Source organism: Alteromonas lipotrueae (assembly GCF_019249255.1).
Taxonomy (GTDB): Bacteria; Pseudomonadota; Gammaproteobacteria; order Enterobacterales; family Alteromonadaceae; genus Alteromonas; species Alteromonas lipotrueae.
On sequence record NZ_JAESDJ010000006.1, the window covers coordinates 275,899 to 297,625 of the forward strand.

Genomic DNA, 21,727 nt, shown 5'->3' on the forward strand with positions numbered 1-21,727 from the left:
TTCTTTTCTATAGTCAATATCGACCTTAACGCTGCAGACTTAAGCATGTTTATGCATTATCGTAGGAACAATAATGCATTAGACATAAGTTTAATGTAATGCGATTCATTGCGTCTCGTCAAAGGTTTTCGGCATATTGAAATAATGCTCTTAAGATCGCTTGTTTCTCGGGGTCATCAACATGTTCATGAGCAAGGCGTTCTAGCGTGCTCATATAATGCTCGAGCGTAATCGAAGCAGACGAGGTAGAGTCGGTTAAACGCGCTTGTCTATGTCTTTGCCATTTAAGGGTTTCGTCGTAGGTAAGGGTAGACGGGTAATTTCTTGCTCTGTATCTAAACAAAAGAGTCCTAAGCCCTACATGTTGAGTCTCTTCAGCTAATGCGCCAAGCTGTTCTGGGCTTGATTCCAGCACTTTGTCACACCAGTGGCGATCTTCGGTACTTAAAAAACCACCGCTATAAAGGGCGTGGTCGATATCTTGTTCTTTCTCGTCTGCGTCATTTTCGTACACTTTTGACAACTTCATGCCTAATTCACGCTCTTGCGTCAAAATGCGGTAGTTTTCAAGGCAGGTGTCTCTGTCTAATCCTAATCTATGCGCATTATCTTCAGTCATCGCTTTAGCGGTCGTTACAAAAGGAGAGCGGTTAATATGAATAAGCTTCAAGCCTGGGCGCAAGGTATTGGCATCATTGCCAGGCTCTTGGCGCGCGTAAAGTTTAGCTTTTATTTCTTCAGGGGAGTCGTTAAGTAAGCTATCGATAGGCTTTGACAAGTCTACGGCAATAATCGCATTGCTGTTTGTAGGGTGTTTAGCGATAGGCATGATCCAAGTGCAACACCCTTGGCTTGCGGGCAACTTAGCTGAAATATGCAACAGTACGGAAGGCTTAGTTAAATCGAACTGGTTAGCGACATTATGCTTACTGCGAAGCGAATAAGCGTATTCAAACAACCTAGGCTGCTTTTCTTTGATCAACTTTGCTAAGGCAATAGTGGCATGCACATCACTTAATGCATCGTGTGCGTTTTCGTGGCTTATGCCGTTTTCTTTGGTCAGGTGTTCTAGTTTGAAACTAGGCGTACCATCTTCGCGAGTTGGCCAGTTAATGCCATCAGGACGCAGTGCGTAGCATGCTCGCGCTAAATCTATAATATCCCACCGGCTATTTCCGTTTCGCCATTCTCTGGAATAAGGGTCATAGAAGTTTCGGTAAAATAAGAATCTAGCGACTTCATCATCGAAGCGTATGTTATTAAACCCCAAGCTACAGGTGTTGGGTGTCGACATTTCTTGGTAAATTCGCTGCGCAAAGTCAGCTTCGTTAGAGCCATCACGTAAGGTTTGTTGGGGCGTAATACCGGTAACCAAACAGGCTTCAGGATTGGGCAAGTAATCGTTGGCAATTGCGCTCATAATATTAATGGGCTTACCCATAATATTGAAATCCAGATCGGTTCTAATGGCAGCGAACTGACAGGGTAAGTCTTTTTGACCACTGGTACCGAAAGTTTCGAAATCGTACCAAAGAAAGCTAGGTTCGTGCATGTTCTAGGTTACATTATTTGAATAAGTGACATCATGTTGGCAGTGTACACTGCGTGGGTTTGAATACCAAACCTAGCTAATGTAAACGTATTTAATCCATAACTTGCGAATCTGTAAATGTGAAACTAGTTTTTAATGTATATCAGATAATTGGAATGTATTTTACCTTGGCAGCGGTTATAAAACAGAAACTGGGAGCAAAGTATTCCCGACAAATGCTGGGCTTCGCTGTTGTAGGGGCAATCTTGGTTACTGTGATACTGGCTTTTTTATTCGAAAGCAATCTTTCGAAAAGCGTTTTAGATGATGTGTCATCAGAGTTAAATCATCGAACGAGTGAGATAGAGGGGTTTACACAACGTCAAGCGGCACAATATGCTGATGATTTAAAATTTCTACACGCCACGCCGCCTGTTTCTGGCATTCCCCGTGCAACTGAAAACGCCGGGGTAGATCCTGAAGAAAATACCAGCTTTGACCTTTGGAAAAAACGTTTAGAGACAATTTTTATCGCCTTTATAGAAAATAACGAAGAAGTTGATCAATTACGAATTATCAGCATAGATGATGATGGCAAGGAGATACTACGTGTAGAACGATCGGGCGGCAAAATATCAGCCTTAGCTGATAGGGATCTTCAAGTAAAAAGTACCAGAGATTACTACAAAGAAAGTGCCCAATTATCTCGCAATGAACTGTATATGTCTGGTATCAGCCTTAACCGCGAATACGGCAAAGTGGAGTACCCTTACAAGCCTGTATTGCGCTTATCATTGCCCATTTTTAGCGAAAGCGGCCGAAGGTATGGCTTTATCATCATGAACATCGATACCTCCATTGCGTTAGCTGGCATGGTTCAATTCGTATCTTCTCCCCAGCAGCTGTATCTCACCGATGACGAAGGCTTCTTCATTTTACACCCTCAAAAACGTTTCAGTTTCAGTAAAGACCTTGCGCCAGAATCCACCTGGGAAACGCAATTTGCTTCCCCTGTTTTTGAAGGTGCTAGGCACGCAAATAAACGAGTGGATGGTGTCGTCAGTGAAGTGTTCATTGCGAGTCGCAAAGTGGTGGTAAGCAACTCCCCGGGCAAGAAATTTGTTTACGTGCATATTGCCCTACCGGCTAACATCATTATCGGTTTAATGAATGAAAGGCGATTGGCTGTTTACGGTTTTCTTTTGGCAATGTCTATTTTGTTCGTAGCGGTATTGCTATTCTTTCACCGAAGTGCCAAAAAGAGCTTTGAACTGGCGGAAGCTCGCGGAGAATCGGCAGCCATTGTGGCAGGGTCTAGCGACGCCATAGTCAGTATGGATATTGCTGGCATAGTGAAAAGCTGGAATATGGCCGCTGAGCGATTGTTTAGACTACCCAGCTCGACAATTTTGAACCATCACTACAGTGCTTTTGCATCTATAAGATCAATATCTTGGGACAAATACCTTAATGCTGAAGTGGCGCTTACTGGCTATTTTCAGGATGAAATTTTATATAAACAATCATCAGGAGTTCAGAATTGCCTAGCCGTTACAGTTTCCCCGATATGGGGTGAGCAGGGGCAATATTCAGGCGTGGCAGTGGTGTTAAGGGACATCACTGAAGAAAGAAATACTCAGCATGCGATTAAAAAAATTAATTTTGAGCTTGAAGAAAAGGTGCAGAGCCGCACTAAGCAACTGGCAGAAGCTCGCGATGAAGCGCAACAGGCTAGCCAGGTAAAAAGCGCGTTTATCTCCAACATAAGCCATGAAATGCGAACACCTTTAAACGGTATAGTCGGCTCACTTAATTTGTTAAAACGTCAGCCTCTTTCTGCTAAGGCGGAACAGCTTGCGGCCATGATGGATGTGAGTTGTAACAACTTGAGTGTTTTAATTAATGACATATTAGATATGTCGAAAATTGAAGCGGGGAAATTAGACTTGAACGTGCAAGCGTTTAATCCTGTGCACTTAATTGAAACCTTATCTTCATCACTGGCTGTAAGAGCCCACAACAAAGGTTTGGAGTTTCTTGTAGATACAACAGGATTAAAAACTGAAACTTTGGTGTCAGATCCACATCGACTCTCTCAAATTATTAGCAACTTGGTGAACAATGCCATCAAATTTACAGAACGGGGACATGTGGCTCTCACCGCGTCACTTCAAAGCAATGATAAGTTTACAGTTCAGCTCCATGTATCGATATCCGATACAGGCATTGGCATTGCAAAAGAGCACCAGTCAAAGCTTTTCTCTGCCTTTACTCAAGCAGACGCCTCAGTCGCTACACGTTTTGGCGGCACAGGGCTCGGCTTATCTATCTGTAAACAGCTCAGTGTGTTATTGGGCGGCGATATTGATTTTTCTTCCACGCAAGGCCAAGGAAGTTCCTTTTCGTTTTGGGTTGCAGTAGATGATGTGTCCTCGAATGATAGTCAGCAAAATTCGGAATTACCTAATAAAATGGATGGGTTACGTTTAGCTGTGTTTGCCCAGTATCCACCGCTTGCAGAAAATATTAAAACCCTAATCACTAGTGAAGGTGCTAGCATTGTAGAGACATATACCGACATCGTCTCATTCGAGGAGGTTTCTTGGGATACCATTGATGTAATAGTCACTGATTACAACAACCCCGTATTGTCGGTAGTAGACGAACATTGGGAAAACTTGGAAAAGCAAATATCCATTCCACACATCTGTATGTTGCAAAGTATTGGAAAGCAAGCCACGTATTACGCCAATTTTACACCCGCTATTTTAACAAAGCCCTTATTGAAATCTGAATTCTTAAAAGTCGTTGATAGCTCCTCTTCTGAGCTAATAGAAAATCAACCTGCACATCAAGTTGAATCGAATGCGACGAATATCGAAAAAGAGAGTATAGCTGGCGCTCATGTGCTGATAGTCGATGATAACGCTATCAATATAGAGGTGGCGAGAGGGGTGCTTGATAATTTGCCCGTTTCGGTGAAAATTGCCAGTAACGGTGAACAGGCGTTAGATATTGTAAAGCAGTGTGAAAAAGAGGGGCATTATCTTCACTGTATTTTGATGGATTGCCAAATGCCCATTATGGATGGGTATGCGAGTACTCAAGCTATTCGAGATGGCCGCGCGGGGCAAGTGCACCAGCAAATCCCCATTATTGCGATGACAGCCAATGCGATGTTAGGGGAAAAGGAAAAGTGTATTGCGGCAGGCATGAGTGACTACGTCACTAAACCTATAGTGGCGAGCATGGTAGAACCTAAAATTATCAATTGGATCCAGTCTACTTACAGCCCGCAATTTTTAGGTAAATCAGTACTGGGCGAAACACACGCAGTACATGGCGAATCCGCAAGTGAAAGTCCCGCTTTGGCAGCGTCATCGAGCGTTACTGAGCCTTCGACATCCTCTTCGATACTCGCTCCATCCACATCACAAGGAAGCGACACGCCCGTTTGGGATAAGTCACGCGCCTTGTCTCGACTTGCTAATAACCAGGTTCTGTTCGATAAAATATGTGAAATGTTTATTGAAAGTGCACCTCGAAAATGTGACGAAATCAAAGCTGCTGTAAAAGACAAAGATGTACCCACCATCAAGTTGTTGTCTCATACTATTAAAGGTATGGCGGGAGATATTGGCGCTGTGCTTGTGCAAAGTCGTTTTAGTCATATTGAGCGATTAGCCAAGGATGAAAAAATGCTAGAAATAGACAATGCATTGCCCGACGCTATTAACGAGGTTTCCGCGATTTTGAATGCGTTAAAGCCAGCCTAGGCGAGTGTGCCGTGCGACATTTGTGGTAAGTGCGCAATTTGCTTTAAGCAGCGAGTTAAAATCAAACTTTAGTGAGTGAAATTGAATAGAAAAAGTAGCTGTCAGAGGCATAGTCTACTAGGCTTAAAGCGTGACAAAATAATTTGATTACAAAAACATAACATTGCGTTACATCATTACTATAACAAGCAGTGCCGTTTCGTCTTCACGCTGTATAAATCTAATAAAGACGCCGCGGCTGGGAGAGAAATATGGAATCGTTGCTAGTCAGTGATTATATGAATACTCACCCCGTTAAATTAAATGGGGATATGACGGTGGCCGAAGCCGTAGAGGCTTTGTTGGCATGCGGGCAAAGTGGAGGCCCAGTGATTGATATTAAAGGTAAGGTAATTGGCTTTTTGTCTGAGCAAGATTGCATTGCCCAAATGATAGCGTCAAGTTACTACCGAGAGCAGATTTGCCGGGTGGCTGAAATAATGAAAGCACCGGTTGTGGTTATTAAACCGTATCTGTCGGTAATAGAACTTGCCCAATTACTTATCAAAGATAAGCCTCGCGTTTACCCTGTGGTTGATGACGATGGCGTGTTGGTTGGAAGTATTAACCGAACGGCAGTACTTAGAGCAATAGACGTACAACTTCGATCGGGTTATCAGCGCGCCAGCTAGCATGTGGTGTGTAATTAAGCAGTCCGAGAGTAAAAAAGGGTAAGCCAATTCGCTTACCCTTTTTTTATAGTTTAACTTATTGTTCCTATGGGATTTATCAAAAGTTGGTTACCGAGTACGAGTGATCACAAAAGTACGAATAGCACCTGCTACGTCATCTCCCGCCACTAACTTAAAGTTCTGCCGCTGGCTAGGCATTACGTTTCTTCCATCTTGTACTACAAATAGCCCATTTTTAAATAGCCCACCCAGATTGACGTTTGTGGTTTCAAGCCCATCGGTTTCCGACACGCCATCAATGCCGTTATCATAATTTGCACCAATGCTTACCATACCCATCAAACGGTAAGGTGCCTTGCTTTCATACACGGCGTACTGATTATTGCCTTGGCTAGAAGCAATAAGATAGCGTACACCGTCTACATCAAACAACGACAAGCCTTCGATGTCAGCGGTAACCGGTGCTTCAATCGGAATAATAAGCGTGGGTGTCTGGTTAATCGTTTTATTAAGCATTGATGAGGACTTTGCTTTTACCTCAGAAACATCCAACGCCCATATGCCTGCACTTTCTTCTCCCAAGTAGGCAATTTGCGTATCAGTGTCGACAACGCAACCTTCCGGCTGAGACGGTAAGTGGAAGTCGTGAATCAAGGTGGCAGAAACCAGAGAAGGGCTTGCTCTGTCAGTTTTGCTCGCAATGATGTCATGGGTGTCTCTGTTAGCTTTGCTGTTAGTTTTCGCACTGGCCTTACTATTCACATCTGTGAGAGGGTTCAACTGATAGCGTAAGTACCGGCCATCAGTACTGTTTACTAATACCTGAGTGTGGTTATTTGTTGTAAAGACGCACAGCCCATATATATCGGTTAGTGGGGTAGGGAGGTTGGTGTTAAAGGTTAGCTCACCAGTTTTTTTATCGATGAAAAAGACCGACATGCTATTACTGCTTCGGTTGCTTGCCACCGCAATATCGTGTTCTGGTGCCCAGTCGTATGCCACGCCCACGTTGTTTACGCGTCCTACCTTGTGAGATGCCACTAACTCGCCTTCTAAGTTGTAGGTATTTAGGCTGCCTTTTTTATTAGTGCCAATCACCAAACTTTTTGACGGGTGACTTTTGTTTACCCAAATAGCCGGATCATCTGCTGCATCACCATAATTTTCCACCACATCGGTTTCATAAATAGGCTGCAGTTCTATAGTGGAAAGCATGGGTGTCTTGTTAGTAGGTACGTCATCGTTTGTGATGGGTGTCTCGATAGTGAGATTTTCGTTTATTACTATGGGTGTCTTGTTAAGCGTTCTTTTATCTAGAGATGGGGCGCTTTCGTGGCAAGTATTGAGCCTTGCTATAGCTTGGGTGATGTCGGTGGTGAACGTGCTGCCTGAGTTGTCATCGTAAATGTTGGCGTAAACCGTATCGCTTTTTACCGACAGCGCGATATCTTCTGGGGCGATGTTCACATCAAAACCAAAGAAAGTTGTGGCGCAAGTGTTGTGTAGCCACATCCCCTTGTGTTCTGGGCTTACCCATGCGGTAACTTGGCCCTGTAAAACTGGGTTTTCTGACGCTGGCTTGCCCATAATCAAGGTGTGTGCGTCCAGCCCGTTAAGCGTAGCAACACCTTCTACAGGCGTATCGGCTTGGTTGAAAATAAGCGAACGCTCAACCTCAGCTTCTGCATTTGCAGGCATGGCCCATACTCCGGCATACTCGTCAGCCAAGTAAATGGTTTGTTCAACGTGACGTTTATCTCTTTGCGCTGCTCCTTCTTGATCTGCTCCGTAACTAACCCCAAGCGCGCAACTTTTTATACCTGGCCCAATAGCCAGAGTTCGTAAATGATAAACGGTGTGTGTGCTATCGCTTTTATCGGGGAGCGCCAAATATTGGGTGAGCATGCCCAAAGCATCTATATTGATGAACTGCAATTTGCCGCCTATATTTGCGCTACACAACGCTTCTGAATCTTTCACTTCAGTCGCTGATGTTTGGGTAATACTCACAGTGTGGTTTTGGCTATTTTCAGTACCTATTCTGTAGCTGCGAATTTGTTGGCTATTTATATCAAACACCAAGGTGTGAATATAGGCGTTGTTAGTGTGCCCTGATTCGTCAACAGCTAGGTAACTTCCTGCGTCAACAAAGTGGCCTTTTTGCGTCGCGAGCAAATTTTTGTTGTCAGAAACGGTTAAGCCATTGGTTTCGCTTATTGTTATGTTTATTGTTCTGCCGTTTACCTCGAATGTCGCCACCGAACCCATGCCAACAACAGCGGTATTTTCTACTAGCGTGAGGTCGGCCGCAGTTAATACCGCCACATTGTGTTCTTTCAAAGGGGCTGTGTTACTGCTCGCATAATCTAGCAAAGTGCTAGCGATTGTATTTAGCTGCGCGGCAGCAGGGGCACTAACACTTGCCATAGCAGCAAAGCAAAAAGCTAACTGTCGTGTTCGTAAGGTAATCCTTGTAAGTTTGCTTTGCGTGTTATTCATTGCCAGTTCCTATTATTTCAGCGCTAGGCTTTTGTACTTTATGTCGATAAATCACGCCCCCTTTGTGGTTAATAAAGGTAAACCCAAGTTCGTTATTAGTCATACTTACCGCCACAAAGCCCCCCGTCGATTCAGCAAAACGAGTAAAGTCGTAATGTCCTACTGGGCGTACTTCTGAACCTCCACCAGATACAATATGTACCAATGCGTCGTCAGGTAACTGGTTATGCTGCAAATCATGTTCGTGACCCGCTATGTAGGCGTCAACACCGTGCTGGTGTAACAAAGGCTCGAGTACATCTTTAATAGCGCTGGTATTACCGTAGCGCTTTCCACTTGAATACATCGGGTGGTGTCCTATCACAACATTCCATTTAGCGGTGCTCGCTGATAGCATTTTATTTATCCACGCTAATTGCTTTGTTGAGCCTTGTTTATAAGCTTCTTGGTATTTTGCTTCTGTGGCGTAATCTGGATTTAGCGGGTTGGTGTCAATAAATAAAATAAGCGCGGTGGTACCGTCTTTTAGTTCGACGGTTTTACTATAATACTGCGCTGGCATTTCCCAGCGTCGACTTATTTTGCTGTAGTCGATTTGTGCTTGCCAGTTGCCGCGGTAATCATGGTTACCTAACACAGGGTGCCAATCTACGAATAAATGAGGTTGATGGTAAATGTCTTCAAATGAGGTACGCCAGTAAGGGTCTTCAACAGACGCCACTCCGTTGTCATAAAAGTTGTCGCCTGTTGTGGCGATGAATTCTGCATCTAGTTGGTAGCTGGCAATGTCCATCCATTTGGCGACATCGCGCTGATAAAAATGGCCATTGCGGCCCCAGTCACCTACAACCAAAAAGGTATAAGCATCGTCTTGTGCAGTTAGGTTGCTAATTTGGTGTTGATGGTAATAATCGTGTGATGTGATTTGCCCTTGGCACGCGAGTGACAAAAAGGCAGCAAGAAGCAGTAATACGCGCATGAATATATCTCTGATGAGGGCGCGCTGTTGCGCGCCCAATGTGTTGTGTTTAATAGCTTTAGTGTTAAACGTATATCTTATTTAAAAACAAAATATACGTGGTGTTTCTTAGCGCATTTGCCATGTGAAACCTAGCTCAAACGTGCGGCCATATTCTTCAAATTGTGCATTGTTAGTGCGCGAGTCGAAGTAGTTATAAAACGGCTCATTATTGATATTGATAGCGTTGAAATAGACTTGCATGTCATCATTAATATAGTACTTAGCAGTAAAGTCTAACTGAGCGTGCTCGTCTTCGTAGCGCAACATATCGCCATCAATTTCCTCGAAGTTTTCACTTTTGTAGGTCATGGCTAAACGTAAACTAAAGTCGTTGGCTTCGTAACCAAAGGTAAGGTTGCCGATAGTATCTGACTGGTTGGGTAATTGGGTTTCAAACTTTTCACCGTCTAAGAATGTGGTGGCGTCTGAATCGGTAAAGGTGGCATTGGCCGACATAATAAAACCGTTATTAAAAGCTTTAACCCATGAAAGCTCTAGCCCGTGTAAGCTGGCACTTTCACCGTTAATTGCTTGAATAGCTTCATCGTAATCTTCCCAGCCTTCAGTGCCTGCTACGTCGGCGTACACTACAAAGTTATCAATATCTTTATAGAAATAGCCTGCTGAAAGTACGCCGATATCACCTGGGTAATATTCTAAAGAAAGATCAATGTTTTGTGCTTCATAGGGCTGGAGCTCAGGATTGCCCACTTCAGCTTCACGCTCGGTCACAAACACGCCGTCGTCTTCTTCGGTTTTACTTTCAATGATTTGAAACGCTGCAACATCTTCAAATTTAGGGCGTGAAATGGTTTGGGTGTAAGCGGCGCGAAGTTGAAGTTTGTCTGAAAACGCGTAGCGGGCGTTAATGCTGGGCAACCAGTGATCGTAGTCACGTTCAGCTTCCCATACCGTGTTTACCACATCTTCAACATCGGTTTCTTCATTTTCAATAAGTTCAACACGCATGCCTGATGTACTGAATTCGGTACGCTCGTAGCGCACACCGGCAACAATATGAAGTTTATCTATATTAACGCTACCCATTACGTAAGCGGCAAAAATATCTTCTTCGTTCACATAGGTGGCGCCGTTAGATTCAATCTCTGAATCAAGTTCAGCGAGCTCTAGTGCACTGCGATTAGTGTTAAAGTAATCACGCATAGAGGAACGAGACAAACCCGGACCAAAATCACCTAGTGTGTATTCTGGTGAATCATCACCGAAATCAGCAGGGTTTATTTCATCGAAATCGCCATCGTAAATAAAAATACTGCTGTCTCTGTCTTTCTCACGACTACGGTATTTAGTCCCTAATTTTAACTCACCTAAATAGCTGCCAAAGTTTACAGGGCGCGCTAAGTCAAGCTTGAAGCTGGTTTCGGTGTCTTTGGTGTAGTTATCTTCAAATGCAATTTCATCTAGCTCGTACGTTGATAAGTCCATGGCGTCTGCATCTTGTGTAATAGCAGGGCGAATGGTGCTTAGGTTTGCATCGATGCTGTCGTTTTCAGTGACAAAGTTATAGTAAAGCGCGTCTGGCTCATCTTCATCAGATTTGGCATAGCCTAATTGCCAGTCGGCTTTCCAAGTTTGCAATTGATGTTCACCGCCAAGGGCTACCGTAAAAATACTTTGGGTTTCTTTTCTGTCTTTACTGCCACGCTCAATTTCTGAATCTTCGCCGTCTAGGGTGAAAGTATTGCTTAAACGGTACTCTTCATCTGAAAATTCGCTGTACAGAGTACGAAGGTAGTATTGATTGTTAAAGTCTGGGCGGTAATCAAGGTTTACAGCACCACCTAAGCGCTTACGGGTAATGGTGTACTGACGTTGTTCAACCTCGTCATCGCCATTGCTTTCAACGTTATCTGAGCCGAAATCACGGTCAAAGTACGACAAAGCGGCAGCAATACCCCAATCGGGCGTTAGTTTTTTTGTAATGGTGCCTGATACTTTTGGGCTTACTTCGTCTCGTAAGTCATTTTGGCTACCTTGCACAGTAATACTCGCGGTGTCTTGCTGCTTATCAAAAGCGCTGACACTGGTCACTTCCACTGAGCCACCAATAGCATCACCATCCATATCAGGGGTAACCGATTTAGACACTTCAAGGGTTTGAATTAGCTCAGAGGGAATAACATCTAAGGCGACAGAGCGAACACCAGATTCTGGTGAAGGAATGTTTAAGCCATTAATGGTTACGTTGTTTAAGTTAGGATCGATACCACGAATGCCTACAAAACGACCTTCACCTTGGTCACGTTCAATCGACAAGCCAGGTAAACGTTGCAATGATTCAGCGGCATTTTGATCGGGGAATTGCCCTATAGCATCGGCAGATACCACATTTGATATACGGTCTGATACCCGTTGTTGGTTTATGGCACTGGCCTGGCTACTACGCTGCCCCAATACTAATAGTTCTTCAAGTTCGTCACCTTGCCCCAACTCTATGGCCGGTCGCACCGTGGCGTCGTCATTAACGGTAACTTTTTGCGTAACGGTGTCTTCACCTAGGTACGACACCTCTAATGTATAGGTTCCCGCTGGTACACCAGAAAAGCGAAAGCTGCCGTCGCGTCGAGATTCTGTGATGAGGTTCAGCTCTACCAATCTTACCTTAGCACCTACATAAACTCGCGCCTCTGCAGCGTCGTTTAGGGTTCCGGTAATAGCGCCATTCGCGGCCAGAGCGTGATGAGAAAAAGTAAGGCCAAGCGCGGCAATACAGGCAATGCGTAACGTGGAATAACGGGTTTTAATTTTCATTCTTAATCCATAAGTTAAGTGTGCGATGCCCACGTACGGTAAAAAGCTGATATGACAGTTACATGACGAGAACGCTATCTACACTGGCATAAATAGCGAATATGAACTAAATGAAAGAAGAGTGAGCTAAATTGACCTGTTGGTAACATACTAATAAATTTAGTTATTTTGTTAATATTTTTAAATTCAAAGGTGCACTGCCACCAATTTGTCACATTGGTGAGCCAAACTGACCCTCGACAATTAGGTTAAAAATGGGATATTCCCTAATTCTTGTTCTACTGCTTATTTCCGGCTGCTTTTATCAGCGATGTCGTAAAAAGCACAGTTTGTTACCCATAAGAGTGCTACTTCATGTTTACGTTACGAAATGCCACGCAGTTTAGCCACCACAAAGGCTGGCTATTCTTTACTTTTACTATCGTCGCACTGGCTAGCTCATTAAGCCTAACTTTTGGCAACCCCAAGCCACTCGCCATTATATCTGGATTAGATATTGTGGGTGAGGGCAGTGTAGTGCTACTGACGCTAGGCTGGATTGTAGCCGTGTTGGCCAGTCGGCCTCCTGGCAAGGTAACCAGCTTGCTAATTGTAGGTTTAGTGTTTTTCCTCTTCTCAATGACACTCGACTTGCTTGATGAGTTTTTACGTTATCCTGAGTCTGCTGTGTGGCTTAGCATGATTGAGTCGATACCTGCTGCAATCGGCATGATAATAATGACAGCCGCGCTGTATCTGTGGCATTTAGAACAGCGTGCAATCAACATGCAACTTCGCCGCCGTGAATGGGACTATCGAGATCACCAAGAAATCGATCCTATTACCCAGTTGTATCGAGGCGATTACTGGCAATCACGGGTTACCGCATTGCAAGCGTCTGGGAATAGTGGCTATGTGGCCATTATCGATATTAATGAATTTTCTTATTTTAATCGGCGCTATGGACAAGCCGAAGGCGACCGTTATTTACACGAAGTCGCCCAATTGGTTGTGATGAACCTGAGACAACAAGATTTAGCTTGTCGGTATGCCGGCGATAGGTTCGCTCTATTACTGCCTAATGTGAATGAAGCTGAAGCACAAGGTATCGTTAAAGAAGTTAGAGCAAGTATCGGCCATGTGGCGTTTCGCTATAAGGAAGACACGGCTGCCATTTATACCAGTGCGCGTGCAGTGGTGGCGCCACTTGGTGTGGAAGCTTCGCTAAACGCTACCTTGCAGCATTTACTACTTCAGCTTGAAGACGGCGATAGGCTTGATGGTACTGATGGGAGTAATAAGCGCAGTAAATCCGGCACTAAAAGCGGTAGCAGGAACGCTGCATAGTGATAGCTAATTCAACACCAGCACTTACGATTGTACCAGTGACTAAGTCGGACAAGGTGATACCCGCGTATCACCTTGTAAACGCTGTGCTCGACGTCGCCATTCCCCGAGGAGCAAGTAAAGACAAGATACTTCGCGGCACAGGGATTTTTGACGATAGTCTTACGGTGAATACACGTATTAGCGCTAAACAATGTATTGCCTTACTGTCAAATGTAAGAGGGCAATGCAAAGGTAACGATGTTAGCTTTCTGATAGGAAAGAGTTTAGGTGGGGTATGGCTGCGTGCAGATTTAGCCGATATTAAACATAGCCAAAACCTTGAGCAAGCGATTGAAACGCTTATCGCAATACGTTGGGGAAGTATTCCCTTGGTATCGTTTAAGCGCTTTACCCTGCAAGATAAATACATATGGGTGTTACAAGACACCATGGGGTGTGAAAAAAAAGGTAATCAAAAGCTGTGGCCATTTATTGCCCAGCTGTATTTATCTATGCTGGTGGCCTTGTTGAAGCAGTGGACCGGCACTCGTTTACCTTTACGCTTTACAATGGATTCCGATAGACCGCGCAATGTTCAAGATTTTGAGACTTACCTGGGGCTTCGAGTTACTTTCAATGCGCCGTTAATGTCTATAACGCTTCCCAAATCTTGTATGGTGAGTCCTTTTCCTTTTGCTATTGAGAAAAGTACGTGTGTTGAACGTGGCTATGACGAAAACGCCAATCATAAATGTGAGGGGGGGAAGAGTGCAGAGTATCAGCAACCTCAAACCCAATCCCCTTCACATCTGAGTTTACTCGACTACATAAGAAGTTTAACGTTGCAGGAGCCACAAAAAGGCTTAGCGGATTTAGCTGAAAGCTTGGGTTACAGTACCGCAACGTTAAAACGAAAGCTGAGCGATCATCACTACACGTATCGTGGGCTAAGCGAAGAAGCCCGGCGGCAACAAGCAATAGTATTACTGGCGCTTAAAAAGCTAAACAACGAACAAAGCGCCTCTCAAATGGCCTTTTCCGACCTCCCTAATTTTCGCCGTGCGGTAAAACGGTTAACTGGCTTGACCCCAAGTGAGCTTCGCGCCCGTTAATTTACTTTGCATTGGGTGCAAAACCTTTTATCCTTTCGTTTGTTTTTGCGAAAGCTTGCTTAAACAAACGCGCTTACATAAACGGGTTTAGACATAATCGTTTATACGTAACGCGTATTATAGGTAAACTAATTGTCGGCCATTCGCCGAGCCCATTCCGATCTAAAGAAGTAGAGTTTTCTGTGCAGCAATCAAATTCAAAAAGCCAACCTTTACCTAACCCGATGGGATTAACACCCATTTTATTATTCGTTGTTTTGGTGGTAGCTACAGGGCTTATTACTAACGATATTACTGCTATGCCAATTTTAGTAGCGTTCTTTATTAGTGCAGGTTACGGCTTATGCTTAAACCCTAAAGGTAAAAAGGTAAGCTTCTCAGAAAAAGTACAAACGTTTTGCAAAGGCGGCGGTGATAAAAACATTATTTTACTGGTGCTGATATTTCTTCTTGCAGGCGCGTTCTACGCAGTCACCATCGATATAGGTGCTCGCGATGCTACGGTAAATATGGCATTGCAATTTGTACCCACCGCCATGATTTTACCCGGGCTATTTTTAATTTGCTGCTTTATCTCGTTTGCCATGGGGACTTCAATGGGCACCATTACCGCGCTTTCACCCATAGGGGCTGGGCTGGCAAATAGCTTAGGCTTACCTGTTGAACTTGCCCTAGGTGTGGTAGTGGGCGGCGCTATGTTTGGTGATAATTTGTCGTTTGTATCAGACACCACTATTGCGGCCACCCGAACCCAAGGCGTACAGCTAAAAGACAAATTTCGTGCAAATTTGATGGTAGCGTTACCAGCTTGCCTTGCCACCATGGTGTTACTACTCGTCTTTGTTGATGTAGATACCTCAGAACTTATTGACACCAAAGAGTACGATGCATGGCGTATACTGCCTTACTTATTCATTATCGGGTTCGCGCTAACCGGTTTTAACGTTATTACTGTATTGGCAGTGGGCATTGCAACTGCTTGTGTGGTGGGGTTAATGCAAGGCAGTTTCACAGTGCTTACTATGATGCACAGCATTCAAAAAGGCATGGGCTGGATGCAAGACCTCGCCATGATTGCCATTACCATTGGCGGGATTGTGGCCTTGATGCATGCAAACGGTGGAATTAACTGGCTGATAAACCGCTTAACCAAGCGCGTTACCAGCAAAAAAGGCGCAGAGTTTAGCATTGCTGGCTTGGTAAGCTTTTTAGATATAACCACCGCTAACAATACCATTGCAATTGTCACTGCTGGTCCTATCGCGAGCGATTTAAACGAAAAGTATGGGGTAGATCCTCGTCGTACTGCATCACTACTCGATATTTTCTCTTGTAGCTTTCAAGGGCTAGTGCCTTATGGTGCGCAGTTATTAAGTGCCGCTGCGGTAGTAGGTATATCGCCGCTAGCCATTACGCCTTATTGCTGGTACCCCATGCTTATTTTTGTGTTTGGCTTACTGGCGATATGGTTCAACTTTCCCACATTTGAACAGAAAAATGACGATGAATTAACAGAAGCATCGGCCGCCGTGAAATAGCGCTTCTCAACGTTGTTGTGTTCAGCATAAACCAACATTCGACATTGAATACGTATTGCATATCTATGCGTAAGGGTATTAACGATTGGTAACTCAAACCAGTTGTTAATACCTGCAGCAATAGCGATGGTTCACATTGGCAGTTAACGCGAGTAAACGTCGCCTCGTTACTGTTCTAGCAGGGTAAATATCCGGTTCGTATCACTATGCTACACGCTACGGTGATTAGCGGTGGAAATTTAAAGCAACTTCTTCTAGGATCGACCTCCGCTGTCTAGCCGTATATAAAAGCACAGGCTATTTTGACAGCAATGGTTAACAGTTCGTTTCGCTATTAAGCACCGTAAGTACAGATAGTACAGTTCGTATCACCCAGTTCGTATTAAAAAGTAGGATGGTAAATTGTCTTCACCTAACGCGCCCTCGTCGCCTGTCGCTTTTCAGATTAAACCGTTATATGAAAAACTCGATAATTGTCTGTCGGTGGATAAATTCCCGTTAAAACGGCGTATTCAGCAGTTCACGAGGCAGCTTAATAGCAGTGAAAAGGTAAAGGATAATAACCAAACTGAATCTGCTGCCGATAGCCCGCAAAGCAAGTTAGCCACTCGATACGACAAGCTCGCCAATGATATTCAAGCGTCGGTAGATAAGCGTGCGGTCAGGCTTAAGAATTTACCTGAAGTCACCTATCCACCATTGCCGGTTAGCGATAAAAAAGACGATATTAAAGCAGCCATTGCAGCAAATCAGGTGGTGATTGTAGCGGGTGAAACCGGCTCGGGTAAAACAACCCAGTTGCCGAAAATATGTTTAGAGCTTGGCCGTGGTGTCAGCGGCATGATAGCGCATACCCAGCCACGTCGATTGGCTGCTCGCAGTGTGGCAACTCGTATTGCCGAAGAGCTGAACACGCCGCTAGGTGAAAAGGTAGGCTTTAAGATTCGTTTTAGCGATCAGGTTAGCGAGCGAAGCTACGTAAAACTGATGACAGACGGTATGTTGCTGGCAGAAATGCAAAACGACCGTTTCTTGAATCAGTACGACACCATTATTATTGATGAAGCCCACGAACGTAGCTTAAACATCGACTTCTTGCTGGGCTATTTAAGGCAGCTATTAGACAAGCGCCCTGAACTTAAACTCATTATTACCTCGGCAACCATCGACCCCGAACGATTCTCGATGCACTTTAATAATGCGCCTATTATTGAAGTGAGTGGACGTACGTATCCGGTTGAAATTCGTTATCACAGCCCTGAAGACAATGAGAACGATATCGATCAAACCGACGCCATTGTGGGAGCGGTTGATGAGCTATTAACCGAGAAACCGGGCGATATTTTGGTGTTCTTAAGTGGGGAGCGTGAAATTCGCGACACCCAAGATGCGCTAATGCGCAGGCAATACCGTAATACTGAAATAGTACCTTTGTATGCTAGGCTTTCCGCCGCAGAACAAAACCGTATTTTCCAGTCTCACACCGGTAGGCGCATTGTATTGTCTACCAACGTGGCAGAAACTTCGCTAACTGTGCCGGGCATTAAGTATGTTATCGACCCTGGTGTGGCCCGTATTTCACGCTATAGCGCCCGAAGTAAAGTACAGCGGTTGCCTATAGAAGCTATATCACAAGCTTCTGCGAATCAGCGGGCTGGGCGATGCGGACGTGTTTCCGATGGTATCTGTATTCGCTTATACAGTGAAGATGACTGCCTAGGCCGCCCTGAATTTACCGACCCCGAGATACTGCGTACTAACTTGGCCTCTGTTATTTTACAAATGCTTGCGTTGGGGTTAGGGGATATCGCCGATTTTCCTTTTGTACAGCCGCCCGATAACCGTAACATTAATGACGGCTTTAGGTTGCTAGAAGAAATTCAGGCCATTGTGAAACAAAAAGGCCGCATGCAGCTTACTAAAATGGGCAGGCAGATTGCCCGTTTACCTATCGACCCTCGCTACGCCCGCATGGTGGTGGAAGCGCAGCGCACTAACGCGTTGATGGAAGTGATGGTCATTGCCGCAGGACTATCTATTCAAGACCCCCGTGAACGCCCACAGGATAAACGCCAACAGGCGGATGAAAAGCACAGCGAATATACCGATAAAGACTCAGACTTTATTAGTTTGTATAACCTATGGGATGCCTTTAAAGCGCAGCAAAATGAATTAAGCCAGAACCATCTTCGTAAATGGTGTAAGAACCAATTTATCAATTACCTGCGTATGCGCGAATGGCAGGACATTGTTAGCCAACTTAAAAAGTCGGTGGCCGAACTGGGGTTTGGCATTGTGAAAAACGAGCCAGATTATCAAGCTATTCACGAAGCCATTGCCAGTGGTTTGCTTTCGCATATTGGCTTTAAAGATAAAGACAGAGAATACTTAGGCTCGCGTAATACGCGTTTTATGGTATTCCCGGGGTCTGGGCTTTCTAAGTCGCAGCCTAAATGGGTAATGGCGGCTGAATTAGTGGAAACCTCTAAGCTATTTGCTCGAATGGTGGCGAAAATTGATCCCGCGTGGATAGAGTCAATAGCCGGGCATGTTAGTCAACACAGTTATTCTGAGCCTCATTGGTCGAAAAAACGCGGTGCGGTTATCGCGTTTGAAAAAGTAACCTTGTTTGGCTTACCCATAGTGATGAAGCGGGCCAAAGTATATAGCTTAATTGACCCGCCGGTATGCCACGAGCTCTTTATTCGCGAAGGCTTAGTTGAGGGTAACACACGACTTAACTTTGGTTTCTTAAAAGAAAACCAAGCCTTGCTTGAACAAGCCGATGAGTTTGAACAAAAAACTCGCCGCCGTGATCTTTTGGTTGATGACGACGAACTGGTACGTTTTTATGCCTCCCGTATTCCAGTGGAAGCGAATAATGAAGCGGCGTTTAAAAAATGGTACAAAAATCAAGAAGCGTTAGCTAAACACGGGGGCGGAGAAAAGTCGGGTGGTAAAAAGATAAGCGACGTGCTTACCTTTACCGAAGAAGACGTGTATCGCCAGCAGCCAGGCCAAGCCATAGAAAACGCCTTTCCTGATGCGTGGCGACAGGGCAACATCACCATGGGGCTTCGTTATCATTTCGAGCCGAATGCGGATGACGATGGCGTTAGCGTGATTATTCCTTTGCCGGTACTCAATCAAGTGGAAAATATTGGCTTTGATTGGCAAGTGGCAGGGCTACGACATGAACGCATAGTGTCAATGATCAGAACCTTACCAAAGCGCTTACGCCGCAATTTTGTGCCTGCGCCTAACTTTGCGGATGCCTGCATTGCTGATATCAGTGAAACGGATAAAAACGGCCGGCCAGTTAGCCTTGTAGAGGCTGTAACGGCTAAACTACGTAAAATGACAGGCATTACCGTAGAAGAAGATGAATGGAACCTTTCTCAGCTTGATAGGCACCTAATCATGCACTTTACCGTGGTAAACGATAAAGGCGAAACCATTGCGCGCTCAGACGATTTACACGCCCTTAAACAGCAGTGTGCTGGGCAAGTAAAAGAAACCTTTGAAAAAGCCGCTACGCCTGAGCTTGAGCGTAGTGGTATTGAAAGTTGGGATTTCGACACTTTACCTACTACTTTTGCGCAAAAGATGGGGGGCTTTGAAGTACAAGCCTTCCCTGCATTAGTGGAGAAGGGCGATAAGGTAGATATTGCACTCATTGACGAGCCAGAAAAAGCGCAATCTATGCACCGAAAAGGTGTGAACGTGTTGATTAAAAACGCCATGCCGTCGCCGCTTAATTATTTACAAAGTAAGCTGCCCAATAAAGCGAAGCTGGGTCTTTACTTTAATCCGTTTGGGCAAATTAAAGCGCTTATTGATGATTGTATTTTTGCCGGTATAGATGCGCTGGTGGGCGAGTATTGTGAAAAGCACAATACAGATATTCGTAACAAAGCTGATTTCGATGCGTGCGTAGATATAGTGCGCGCTGAAATTAACGACAAAGTACTAGAAATAGCGAAACAGGTAGAGCAGGGCTTAACCCTTGCTCACCAATGCCAAAAGCAAATGAAAGGCAATGTGCCCCTTAACATGATAAACGCATTAGGCGACTGCAAAGGGCACCTTTCTAGCTTGGTATTCCCGGGGTTTGTATCGGATATAGGTGAAGCGCGACTTAACGATTGGAATCGGTATATAAAAGGGTTATCTCGTCGTCTAGAAAAGCTACCGATTGATCCGAACAAAGACAGAATGCATCAACTCACCGTTGAGAAAGCGGTCAATGAGTGGGAAAAAGCGTGTGGTAAATACCCTAAAGGTAAAGTACCCCAAGCATTATTAGATGCACGTTGGATGATTGAAGAATTAAGGGTGTCTTTATTTGCGCAAGCATTAGGTACGGCTTACCCTATATCGGCAAAGCGTATCTCACTGTTTTTAGCCGACTTCTAGCTGGGAAACTAAGGGCCTTGATTAATTTCCCCAAAAACAGAAACTAATTTTCTAAATATAATCGGACAATTCTTGGTTAGTCTGATTGACAAGCAGCCAACCTCGCCCTATAACAGGTAGAGCAACATGTGGTTTGAATACGTAGTGGAGATGTAGAAATGTTGGGATACGATGATAAGCGAAACTTTTTCAGGATGATGGTTAATTCGCCTTGTCAGTTACAGGTTACTGATGATGAATCGAGCCGCACTATGCAAGCGATGTGTAAAGACATCAGCGCGACGGGCATGTCTTTAGAAGTAGATGAACCATCGATAGAAATTGGTACGCAAGTTAGCGTTGCCATAGATTCTCCAAGCTCTCAAGTGCCCTCATTAGCAGCTATTGCTACTGTGGTTCGCTGTGAGCCAGATACAGAATCTAGCTGTTTAATTGGGGTTGAAATCTCAGAAATGAAGTAGGCTGTACAAGGGCGTTCATTAGCCTAGGCTTATTTATGACTCACGAATGCTTTCGTGAGTCAGTCTAGCTCTGTCAACCTTGTAATTAGTGTTAGTATTAGCGCCATTTTGACAACCCATTGCTGACAACCAATATTCCCACTTCCCCTGTAAAATGCCTAAAACGCTGAAATATCTAGCTGACTGAACGCAGTGGCTAATACCTCTATGCTTATCACGTACAAAGCAACGCCTTGTATGATATTAAAATCGAATAAGTCGATGGCGCCCTTCGTAAAAATCAATTGTCTTTGATGTATCTAATCGATAATAATTCTTATTAACGATTCGAGACAAACTTATTAGGTTAATCATTATGAAAAAGACAATCACTTTTGCGTGTATGCACTTCACCGTCGCTTTTACAGTGGCATATTTATTAACAGGTAGTGCAGTAGTGGGTGGGGCAGTAGCCTTAGTTGAGCCAGCTGTAAATACGGTGGTATTTTATTTTCACGAGCGAGTCTGGAAGAAATTTGAGAACCAGCCTAAAGACCAAGCTAGCGATCAGCAACTACGTAGTGGTCCTGAGCAGGCTTTTGCTTCAAATGAGATGACATTGGCATCATAAGCGTTTACTAAG

General features: G+C 44.4%; 12 protein-coding genes. 8 read left to right on the top strand and 4 right to left on the bottom strand.

Annotated features, from left to right (window positions below; genetic code table 11):
• Positions 1 to 118: 118 nt before the first annotated feature.
• The gene (gene sbcB, locus KYS23_RS11020; protein WP_218418647.1) at positions 119 to 1,552 is read right to left on the bottom strand and encodes an exodeoxyribonuclease I; all 1,434 of its coding nucleotides are present in this window, start codon (positions 1,550 to 1,552) and stop codon (positions 119 to 121) included.
• A gap of 167 nt (positions 1,553 to 1,719) precedes the next feature.
• On the opposite strand from sbcB, the gene KYS23_RS11025 reads away from it, so the two are divergent.
• On the top strand, positions 1,720 to 5,307 hold the full coding sequence (locus KYS23_RS11025; protein WP_218418649.1) for an ATP-binding protein: 3,588 nt from the start codon (positions 1,720 to 1,722) through the stop codon (positions 5,305 to 5,307).
• A 251-nt stretch (positions 5,308 to 5,558) separates the two neighbouring features.
• Positions 5,559 to 5,978, top strand: coding sequence for a CBS domain-containing protein (locus KYS23_RS11030; protein ID WP_159530916.1), 420 nt, complete (start codon positions 5,559 to 5,561; stop codon positions 5,976 to 5,978).
• A 108-nt stretch (positions 5,979 to 6,086) separates the two neighbouring features.
• On the opposite strand, the gene KYS23_RS11035 is transcribed toward KYS23_RS11030, so the two are convergent.
• The 3 genes from KYS23_RS11035 to KYS23_RS11045 form a co-directional block, all read right to left on the bottom strand.
• Positions 6,087 to 8,477: a phytase gene (locus KYS23_RS11035; RefSeq protein ID WP_218418651.1), complete on the bottom strand. Its 2,391-nt coding sequence runs from the start codon at positions 8,475 to 8,477 to the stop codon at positions 6,087 to 6,089.
• The gene (locus tag KYS23_RS11040; RefSeq protein ID WP_159530912.1) at positions 8,470 to 9,456 is read right to left on the bottom strand and encodes a purple acid phosphatase family protein; all 987 of its coding nucleotides are present in this window, start codon (positions 9,454 to 9,456) and stop codon (positions 8,470 to 8,472) included. Before KYS23_RS11040 ends, KYS23_RS11035 begins: the two co-directional genes overlap by 8 nt.
• A 108-nt stretch (positions 9,457 to 9,564) precedes the next feature.
• Positions 9,565 to 12,270: a TonB-dependent receptor gene (locus KYS23_RS11045; RefSeq protein ID WP_218418653.1), complete on the bottom strand. Its 2,706-nt coding sequence runs from the start codon at positions 12,268 to 12,270 to the stop codon at positions 9,565 to 9,567.
• Positions 12,271 to 12,624: 354 nt separating this feature from the next.
• On the opposite strand from KYS23_RS11045, the gene KYS23_RS11050 reads away from it, so the two are divergent.
• The 6 genes from KYS23_RS11050 to KYS23_RS11075 all read left to right on the top strand — a co-directional run bounded on the left by KYS23_RS11050 (position 12,625) and on the right by KYS23_RS11075 (position 21,715).
• Complete coding sequence (locus KYS23_RS11050) at positions 12,625 to 13,596, top strand: GGDEF domain-containing protein (protein ID WP_232370622.1); 972 nt, start codon at positions 12,625 to 12,627, stop codon at positions 13,594 to 13,596.
• The gene (locus tag KYS23_RS20915; RefSeq protein WP_218418655.1) at positions 13,596 to 14,690 is read left to right on the top strand and encodes a helix-turn-helix domain-containing protein; all 1,095 of its coding nucleotides are present in this window, start codon (positions 13,596 to 13,598) and stop codon (positions 14,688 to 14,690) included. Before KYS23_RS11050 ends, KYS23_RS20915 begins: the two co-directional genes overlap by 1 nt.
• Positions 14,691 to 14,914: 224 nt before the next feature.
• Complete coding sequence (locus KYS23_RS11060) at positions 14,915 to 16,228, top strand: Na+/H+ antiporter NhaC family protein (protein WP_218397136.1); 1,314 nt, start codon at positions 14,915 to 14,917, stop codon at positions 16,226 to 16,228.
• A 402-nt stretch (positions 16,229 to 16,630) separates the two neighbouring features.
• Entirely contained in the window at positions 16,631 to 20,644 is a 4,014-nt protein-coding gene (gene hrpA, locus KYS23_RS11065; RefSeq protein ID WP_218418666.1) for an ATP-dependent RNA helicase HrpA, read from the top strand.
• A gap of 158 nt (positions 20,645 to 20,802) precedes the next feature.
• Positions 20,803 to 21,105, top strand: coding sequence for a PilZ domain-containing protein (locus KYS23_RS11070; RefSeq protein ID WP_159530904.1), 303 nt, complete (start codon positions 20,803 to 20,805; stop codon positions 21,103 to 21,105).
• 355 nt (positions 21,106 to 21,460) lie between these two features.
• Positions 21,461 to 21,715, top strand: a complete 255-nt coding sequence (locus KYS23_RS11075; protein WP_159530902.1) for a DUF2061 domain-containing protein — start codon at positions 21,461 to 21,463, stop codon at positions 21,713 to 21,715.
• Positions 21,716 to 21,727 lie beyond the last annotated feature (12 nt).

Bases quoted from the DNA above. Each gene is read 5' to 3' on its own strand.
- KYS23_RS11045 (WP_218418653.1), bottom strand. From the start codon at position 12,270: ATGAAAATTAAAACCCGTTATTCCACGTTACGCATTGCCTGTATTGCC.
- KYS23_RS11075 (WP_159530902.1), top strand. From the start codon at position 21,461: ATGAAAAAGACAATCACTTTTGCGTGTATGCACTTCACCGTCGCTTTT.
- KYS23_RS11070 (WP_159530904.1), top strand. From the start codon at position 20,803: ATGTTGGGATACGATGATAAGCGAAACTTTTTCAGGATGATGGTTAAT.
- sbcB (WP_218418647.1), bottom strand. From the start codon at position 1,552: ATGCACGAACCTAGCTTTCTTTGGTACGATTTCGAAACTTTCGGTACC.
- KYS23_RS11050 (WP_232370622.1), top strand. From the start codon at position 12,625: ATGTTTACGTTACGAAATGCCACGCAGTTTAGCCACCACAAAGGCTGG.
- KYS23_RS11035 (WP_218418651.1), bottom strand. From the start codon at position 8,477: ATGAATAACACGCAAAGCAAACTTACAAGGATTACCTTACGAACACGA.
- KYS23_RS11040 (WP_159530912.1), bottom strand. From the start codon at position 9,456: ATGCGCGTATTACTGCTTCTTGCTGCCTTTTTGTCACTCGCGTGCCAA.
- KYS23_RS11060 (WP_218397136.1), top strand. From the start codon at position 14,915: ATGGGATTAACACCCATTTTATTATTCGTTGTTTTGGTGGTAGCTACA.
- KYS23_RS11030 (WP_159530916.1), top strand. From the start codon at position 5,559: ATGGAATCGTTGCTAGTCAGTGATTATATGAATACTCACCCCGTTAAA.